At 41.8% G+C, this 8,046-nt stretch carries 6 protein-coding genes, 1 tRNA gene and 2 rRNA genes; 5 read left to right on the top strand and 4 right to left on the bottom strand.

Translation table 11 applies throughout. The features are described from left to right. The 5 genes from Q4557_RS11930 to Q4557_RS11910 all read left to right on the top strand — a co-directional run. Positions 1–189, top strand: a 23S ribosomal RNA gene (locus Q4557_RS11930); the annotation flags it as partial. Between the two features lie 155 nt (positions 190–344). Beyond that, a 5S ribosomal RNA gene (gene rrf, locus Q4557_RS11925) occupies positions 345–460 on the top strand. A 104-nt stretch (positions 461–564) separates the two neighbouring features. After that, positions 565–641, top strand: a tRNA-Asp gene (locus Q4557_RS11920). A gap of 1,626 nt (positions 642–2,267) precedes the next feature. Then, positions 2,268–2,519 (top strand): YkgJ family cysteine cluster protein, encoded by a 252-nt coding sequence (locus Q4557_RS11915; RefSeq protein ID WP_102435385.1) that lies wholly within the window; start codon positions 2,268–2,270, stop codon positions 2,517–2,519. Between the two features lie 32 nt (positions 2,520–2,551). Further along, a complete protein-coding gene (locus tag Q4557_RS11910; RefSeq protein ID WP_102435383.1) occupies positions 2,552–3,007 on the top strand; it encodes an Rrf2 family transcriptional regulator in 456 nt (151 codons plus the stop codon). Here Q4557_RS11910 and Q4557_RS11905 read toward each other — a convergent pair. The 4 genes from Q4557_RS11905 to gpmM all read right to left on the bottom strand — a co-directional run bounded on the left by Q4557_RS11905 (position 2,982) and on the right by gpmM (position 7,734). Then, positions 2,982–3,734 (bottom strand): divergent polysaccharide deacetylase family protein, encoded by a 753-nt coding sequence (locus Q4557_RS11905; protein ID WP_303412918.1) that lies wholly within the window; start codon positions 3,732–3,734, stop codon positions 2,982–2,984. The two genes, Q4557_RS11910 and Q4557_RS11905, sit on opposite strands and share 26 nt — an antisense overlap. Before the next feature lie 10 nt (positions 3,735–3,744). Further along, complete coding sequence (locus Q4557_RS11900; RefSeq protein WP_102476993.1) at positions 3,745–4,947, bottom strand: S41 family peptidase; 1,203 nt, start codon at positions 4,945–4,947, stop codon at positions 3,745–3,747. A 110-nt stretch (positions 4,948–5,057) separates the two neighbouring features. Beyond that, the gene (locus tag Q4557_RS11895; protein ID WP_198589350.1) at positions 5,058–6,191 is read right to left on the bottom strand and encodes a murein hydrolase activator EnvC; all 1,134 of its coding nucleotides are present in this window, start codon (positions 6,189–6,191) and stop codon (positions 5,058–5,060) included. Positions 6,192–6,201: 10 nt separating this feature from the next. Then, complete coding sequence (gene gpmM / locus Q4557_RS11890; protein ID WP_303412914.1) at positions 6,202–7,734, bottom strand: 2,3-bisphosphoglycerate-independent phosphoglycerate mutase; 1,533 nt, start codon at positions 7,732–7,734, stop codon at positions 6,202–6,204. Between the last annotated feature and the right edge of the window lie 312 nt (positions 7,735–8,046).

Below are 8,046 nucleotides of genomic sequence, written 5' to 3'. Positions count from 1 at the left end.
CCGGTAGCTACGTTCGGAATCGATAACCGCTGAAAGCATCTAAGCGGGAAGCGAGTCCTAAGATGAGTCATCCCTAGGAATTTAATTCCTCTAAAGAGCCGTTCGAGACTAGGACGTTGATAGGCAGGGTGTGTAAGCGTTGTGAGGCGTTGAGCTAACCTGTACTAATGACTCGTGAGGCTTAACCATACAACCCTAATGGGTTTTGTATACAAGCTGTGTTACAGACTTAGTGAAAGAATATATAGCGCTTAATGAAGTGCGAACTCAAAAAAATCTCGAAAGAGTTATCAGATTTCCGAATTATTATTTACTGCATTTGCGGTAGATAAAGCAAGAATTTGCTTGGTGACAATAGCATTGTGGTACCACCTGATCCCATCCCGAACTCAGTAGTGAAACGCAATCGCGCCGATGATAGTGTGGGGTCTCCCCATGTGAAAGTAGGTCATCGCCAAGCGCCTAATATCTCTCGTAAGAGAAGCTCGAAAGAGCAAGTCTACTAACTTTGACATGTTAGCGACTTTAAAAGAATTTAGTATACTGCGTAAGCAATTTACTAAAGGAGCGGTAGTTCAGTTGGTTAGAATACCGGCCTGTCACGCCGGGGGTCGCGGGTTCGAGTCCCGTCCGCTCCGCCAACATTACGATAAGCCCTGCTAGCAATAGCAGGGCTTTTTCGTATCTGTTATTTAAAGAATGAATAATAGTGACCTGTTAAAGTAGTTTGCTAAAGCAGCGGTAATTCAGTTGCTTAGACGCTTGATTAGAGATCAACGGCCTGTCACGCCGGGGGCGAGGGTTCGTCTCTTGATAAGAGTAAGTCCGCTCCGCCAACATTACGATAAGCCCTGCTAGCAATAGCAGGGCTTTTTCGTATCTGTTATTTAAAGAATGAATAATAGTGACATGCAAAAGTAGTTTGCTAAAGCAGCGGTAATTCAGTTGCTTAGACGCTTGATTAGAGATCATCGGCCTGTCACGTCGGGGGCGAGGGTTCGTCTCTTGATAAGAGTAAGTCCGCACCGCCAACATTACGATAAGCCCTGCTAGCAATAGCAGGGCTTTTTCGTATCTGTTATTTAAAGAATGAATAATAGTGACATGCAAAAGTAGTTTGCTAAAGCAGTGGTAATTCAGTTGCTTAGACGCTTGATTAGAGGTCAACGGCCTGTCACGCCGGGGGCGAGGGGTCGTCTCTTGATAAGAGTAAGTCCGCTCCGCCAACATTACGATAAGCCCTGCTAGCAATAGCAGGGCTTTTTCGTATCTGTTATTTAAAGAATGAATAATAGTGACCTGCTAAAGTAGTTTGCTAAAGCAGCGGTAATTTAGTTGCTTAGACGCTTGATTAGAGGTCAACGGCCTGTCACGCCGTGGGCGAGGGTTCGTCTCTTGATAAGAGTAAGTCCGCTCCGCCAACATTACGATAAGCCCTGCTAGCAATAGCAGGGCTTTTTCGTATCTGTTATTTAAAGAATGAATAATAGTGACCTGCAAAAGTAGTTTGCTAAAGCAGCGGTAATTCAGTTGCTTAGACGCTTGATTAGAGATCAACGGCCTGTCACGCCGTGGGCGAGGGCTCGTCTCTTGATAAGAGTAAGTCCGCTCCGCCAACGTAAAGACGAAAGCCTATACAGCAATGTAGAGGCTTATTTCGTTTTAGAAATGAATGAATTGTCAGCGAGAAAGCGAAAGTTCAGCTGTGTGAATCTGATAATGTGATTGTTATTAGAGACTGTCGACTCGTCACACGCTAAGACGCACTGGTATAACTCTTGATAAGAGTAAGTTAGCTGCGGCAACATAAAGAATAAAGATCAAAGCCTCTACCGTAGTGATTTAGTGCAAGGTAGAGGCTTTTTTAGTTCTGGAATTTAGTTTTTATTTACTCAATATTAATGCAGAAGTAGAATATTCGGTTGGTCAGGATGTTTTTAGAAACTGCCGACCTATGAGACGTTCGAATTTCAAGATCCAAGAATTAAGGTTCTATTGCAACATGCAGACTTTTTGTTTTTAGCAAATTAAGAAAGTTTTTGGCTTATTGCATCAATCTTGTCTAAATGAAAGTAAAGGCTTTTTGTCATTATGGGTAAAGGCTTTGACTCTTTAACTCTAGTCAATACAGATACAAGTAGTTTCGATTGTACCCAAAACTCACATTTTTAAACAAAAGATGCATTTAATGTACTTTTTTTGATTTAGATGTTTTTATATTAGTGATGAGTAAGATATATTGCTCTTTTAAGCAGGTAGGTGGAAGTATGGATTGTCGTTTAGGTTGTGGTGCATGTTGTATTGCTCCGTCAATTACCAGTCCAATACCCGGCATGCCTAACGGTAAACCTGCAGGGGTTCGCTGTATTCAGTTAAATGACGATAATTTGTGTAAGATTTTCGGCGATCCATCAAGACCTGCTGTTTGCGCAGAATTTACCGCGACAATGGATGTTTGCAGTACATCAAATGAGCAAGCATTGATTTTGATCACTGAGCTAGAAGCTTCAACGTCTTAGTATGTACCTTTAATTAGTTTGGATATGACTTTATGCAACTGACCCGTTATACCGATTATGGCATCCGTATTTTAATGTACCTTGCTGCACAGCCAAAAAGAGAGACTTTATTTCGTATTGCTGAAGTCACGGAAGTCTTTGAGCTGTCTTCTAATCATGTTGCAAAGATTATTCATCATCTGGGTAAGCTAGGTTATATACAAACTTTACGTGGTAAAAGTGGTGGGTTTAAATTAGCAGTGAAGCCTAGTGACATTAATCTTGGTCAGCTTGTTGGTGAATTAGAGCCTTCACTGGCCCCTGTTAATTGCAGTGAACCCTATTGCCGCTTTACGCCAGCATGTAGTTTAAAAGGTATTCTTGCGAACGCAGTTGCTGCATATATGAACGTGCTGAATGACTGCACTTTGGCTGATATCGTTAAGAATGCAGATGAGTTAATGGATACCTTACCTGATTTATCTATCTCAATACTTGAACTGAACTAGTGGCTTTATTACTGATCATTGTTACGGGCAACAGCTTTGAAGTATGGACTAGGCTAATTCCTTCGGCTTCTAAGCGATGTAAATTTTGATTCAAAAAGTGCACTGTTTCAGGATATGGGTGTGCTATTACAACAATATTTTCATCGTTTTTTGCTTTTAGTATGATCTGCTTAAATTGTTTCTCTAGTGCCTGCTCACTGACATCGTTATCTAAAAAAATTTGTCTGCGTAATAATGGCACCTCATGTTGCTGCGCCTGCTCACTGGCAACACTAAAGCGGGTTGTCCTGCTATCGACAAAATACAAGTCCTGCTCTTTTAAGCTTTGCATCAGCCAAGTCATTGGGCTTTCAAGTTGTGTGAGCAAACTGCCCATATGGTTATTTGCCCCTTTAGCATAAGGGATATTGGCAATAGAATCTTTTAGCTGGTGTTTTAACTCTTGCTCATCCATTTCATTCGTTAAACCACCTTGGCCTAGGTTTTTACCATTGAGTGCCTGCATGGGAATATGCAGCATAATTTCATGGCCACGCTGATGGCCTTGCTTTGCAAGTTGCTGACCTAATGGAGTATGAGGTATTACCGAAAGGGTAATGCCGTTTGGTAAAGACAAAACCGCCTCATCGGTTTGACGATAACCAATATCGTCAATGATGATAGCGATTTGGGTTGCTTGAACTGGAACCGTTAACAGTAAAGCTAAAAGTATCAATATATAGCGCACAAAGTCTGCTTTAATTATGAGTTGTTATCCATGCAATAGCGGAAGAAATTTGACCATCCTGTGGTTCATCATATTGCGCTGTAGTTTGTTCAATTATATCCAGATAATCTGTTTTTAGGATAGCATCATTTGATATTTTAATGTCCGGTTCAATGCCTTTAGTGTGAATGTCGTTACCATCTGGCGTGCTATATTTTGCAATCGTGAGCTTTATAGCGTTGCCCATATCCAGCATGGGGATCAAACTTTGCACCGTACCTTTTCCAAAGCTGGTTTCTCCCACTAGCGTGGCGCGGTTATTTTCTTGTAATGCTGCAGCCAGTACTTCTGATGCCGATGCTGAGCCCTTATTAATAAGTACTACCATAGGCACGCCTTTAAATATGGTAGGTTGCGATGCATAGTAGTTTTCATTTGCATCGAAAAAACGCCCTTCAGTTGAAACAATTAAACCTTTTTGCAAAAACAAATCAGCAATACTGATGGCTTGACTGAGTAGCCCGCCGGGATTGTTTCTAACATCAATAATAAGACCTTTTAATTGCTGTTGTTGCCATAGTTTAGCTTGGTTAATAATGGCATTGGTAGCGTCTTCCTGAAACGAGTTAAGTTGTATATAGCCGATATTATTATCAATAATTTTCGCATTAATTGATTTAATATGAATTAGCTCAGGGGCGAGATTAAATAGAAGTGTTTCGTTAGCTTGGCGCTCAATGGTGAGTGTTATTGGTCGCTTGTTGATACTGTGTTGCTTAATCTCGGTAAGTACATCGGTTAAATTGGTTTGATCAATCAGGGTGTCGTTAAGTTGCAGGACCTTATCGCCAGGTTGAATATTAGCGCGGGCCGCAGGTGAGTTGGCATAAGGAGTAATGATAGTGATTTGGTTGTCATCAGTTGCCACTTCAAAGCCGAAACCAAAGTACTGGCCATTATTACTGTCATTAATGCTTTGATAATCGCCAGTATCTAAAAAGCCTGAATAGGGGTCTAGTTTATTGAATATTCCTTCGATGGCGTATTCAATTAAGTCTTCGCGGTCTACTTCATTAAAGTAATAGGTATGAACCGTATCGATGACATCAAGTAAGAGTGAGTAACTGTATTCAGATTGGGTTTTATAGTGTTGCTCTGAACTGGATAAGTTCAATGAAAATGCAACGCTAACGCCTAATATGAAGCACAAGAAATAACGTGTAATTTGCATCATAACTGCCCCTTAGATACCTTGCGGTATTATTAGGGCGTCGATTGATCAACGATTAAACCTACGGAAGGTTTGATAACCGCCAAAGATTAAATTACTTTATTATTAGCGTGTTATCGACAATATCTCGCTGGGTTAATGGCTTGCCCTTTGTGTCTTATTTCAAAGTATAGGCCAGATTCTGTTTGTCCGCCTGAACTCCCAACAAGTGCAATGGATTCTCCTTTTTTAACGGTTTCGCCAGGTGGAATAAGTAATGACTGCGCGTGACCATATAAACTCATATAGCCTTCGCCGTGATCGATCACCATAACCATACCAAAGCCTCGTAACCAGTCTGAATAAATAACGGTGCCATGAGCAATAGCGGTGATGGTTTGTCCTTCAGGAGCGGCAATTACCGCACCTTTCCAGCTGATTTGTCCTGAGCGGCTACTGCCAAATTTGGACGAAACTCGTCCTTTAGTTGGCCATTTTAATTTACCGCGCAGCTTGGCTAAGCCATCCATTGAGGGGCTATTTTTGGCCGCCAGCACCGCTTGTTCAATAAGGTGTTTTAAGCTGGCTTCTTCAATTTGTAGTTGTTCAAGCTCTGCGCCTTTGCTGGTCAAGGTGCGTTGAATTTGTGCTAAGGTTTGTTGACGTTGTGATTGTTCTTTAGCGAGTTGTTTAGCCTGCTTTTGTTGCTCAAGAATTAAGGAATTAAGTTTTTGCTGTTCATTAACTTGCTCAACTTTAACTAGCTCTAATTGCTCAATAGTTGTTTTTAAACTGGTAATGGCTTTAATACGGGCATTATTAAGGTATTGATAATACGCTAACATCCGCTCAACTGTGGCGGGATTTTGCTGGTTAAGCATCATCTTTGAATAGTCATGGTTACCGGCAAGGTAAGCGCTAGATAATTGTTTAGATAAGGTCTTTTGCTGCGTAACTCGCAGTGTATCTAAGTTGACTTTTTCAGCATCAAGTTCGCGAAGTTTAGTATTTACCGCAGACAGTGAGTTTTGGGTTTGATTAACTTTTTGAGCAGCATTAGAGATAGCTTGCTCATCTCGCTTTAACAACGAAATGAGCTTTTCTCGTTGACGACTGGTGTCCTTCAAAGAGCTTTGTTGTTGGTTAATCTGAGCCTGAATAGATTTCAGCTCTGATTGACGCTTACCAAGATCGGCACTTTGAACTGATGATGTCAGTATCACCAAGCCAGCAAACATGCTGGCTTTAAACAAAAGTCGTTTTTTCACGAGTGGCTAGTTACTCTTTGAGTTTAATGATTGAACGGCCGGTCATTTCCTGCGGCACTTCTTGTTCCATCAAGGTTAACATAGTCGGCGCAATATCGCTCAATCGTCCACCTGCATCAATGGTGGCTTCACGGCCTACATAAATGAAAGGTACCAACTCACTGGTATGGGCAGTATGAGCTTGACCCGTTTGTTCATTGGTCATTTGCTCAGCATTACCATGATCGGCAGTAATAATGCATTCGCCGCCGACTTTCGCTAGCGCCTCTACTACACGACCAATACAAGCATCGACTGCTTCACAGGCTTTAACCGCAGCATCAAATTTACCGGTATGACCGACCATGTCACCATTTGGATAATTACAAATAATCACGTCATAGTCAGTAGACTCAATGGCAGCAACTAATTTATCAGTGAGCTCGGTTGAGTTCATTTCAGGCTGCAAATCATAAGTTGCCACATCTGGCGACTTAATCAAGGTGCGATCTTCGCCTTCAAATGGCTCTTCTTTGCCGCCATTAAAAAAGAAGGTCACATGGGCATATTTTTCTGTTTCAGAAATACGCAGCTGTTTTTTACCCTGTTTTTGTAAGGTTTCACCTAAGGTATTGACCAGATCTGTTGATGGAAATGCCACCACAGCGTCAATGTCATTAGCATAGTTGGTTAGCATCACGAAGTTGATTGCAGGGGTAACTTCACGTGTAAAGCCAGCAAAATCGGTTTCGACAAAACAACGAGTGATTTCTCGGGCGCGGTCAGCGCGAAAGTTCATGAAGATTAACGCATCGCCATCAGCTAAGCTTGCGGCCTCACCTATGGTCGATGCAGCGACAAACTCATCGTTTTCATCACGTTCGTAAGCGGCGTCTAGTGCATCAACAGCACTGTCATAGTTGAATTCACCTTTACCTTGAGCAATTAAGTTGAACGCTTTTTCAACTCGATCCCAGCGGTTGTCGCGATCCATGGCGTAGTAACGACCAATCAATGAGGCTACCTTACCGTGACCCAAGCTTGCAAATAACTCATCAAAATGGATCAAAGAGTTTTTTGCGCTACGAGGTGGGGTATCACGACCATCTAAAAAGGCATGTAAATACACCTTAGTGGCACCGCGCTCAACCGCCATGCGGCACATGGCTTCAATGTGCTCTTCATGGCTGTGAACACCACCTGGCGACATTAAACCCATAATATGCACAGCGCCATTATTGGCGATAGCTTTATCGATTGAAGCGCACAGTGCCTCATTTTGATTAAACTCATTGTCAGCAATGGCTTTGCTAATGCGGGTAAGCTCTTGGTAAACAATACGGCCAGAACCAATATTGATATGACCCACTTCTGAGTTGCCCATTTGACCGTCAGGTAGGCCAACATCCATACCTGATCCGGAAATTAAACTGCTTGCATATTGGGCGGTTAACTTATCTAAAACTGGAGTTTTCGCATGAAAAACCGCATTTTTATGCGTATTTTCACGATGACCCCAGCCATCTAAGATAAGTAATGCCAGTGGACGTTTTGGTGTCGTCATGGGAGTACCTTTAAGTTTTAAAAGAAAAAGTTTTAAGAGAAAGCTAAAATTTTAATGGTATGGATATTACTTCTTTTTCAGCTCCTGAAAAAGAAATTTACCTTTGAAGAGGGGCTCAGTAGAGGCAATTTACGATGAATAGCTTGCCCAGTCACAATCTCGTGCAAGATGAATAAGGCTCAATAACAACACATTTAGTCAAAAACCTGTGAGCTATTGCCCTTAGGGTAGTAAGCAAATGCAATGTTTCGTCGTTAAAGTGCTGCCCATGGCACAGTAGAGAAGATGATTAGGCTTGAATTTGCTGCATTA

This window comes from Shewanella sp. 5_MG-2023 (genome assembly GCF_030547465.1).
Taxonomy (GTDB): Bacteria; Pseudomonadota; Gammaproteobacteria; order Enterobacterales; family Shewanellaceae; genus Shewanella.
This window is presented reverse-complemented; position numbering and strand designations above follow the sequence as displayed.

Excerpts from the sequence above, each read along its gene's own strand:
- Q4557_RS11915 (WP_102435385.1), top strand. The coding sequence starts at position 2,268 with ATGGATTGTCGTTTAGGTTGTGGTGCATGTTGTATTGCTCCGTCAATT.
- Q4557_RS11910 (WP_102435383.1), top strand. The coding sequence starts at position 2,552 with ATGCAACTGACCCGTTATACCGATTATGGCATCCGTATTTTAATGTAC.
- Q4557_RS11900 (WP_102476993.1), bottom strand. The coding sequence starts at position 4,947 with ATGATGCAAATTACACGTTATTTCTTGTGCTTCATATTAGGCGTTAGC.
- gpmM (WP_303412914.1), bottom strand. The coding sequence starts at position 7,734 with ATGACGACACCAAAACGTCCACTGGCATTACTTATCTTAGATGGCTGG.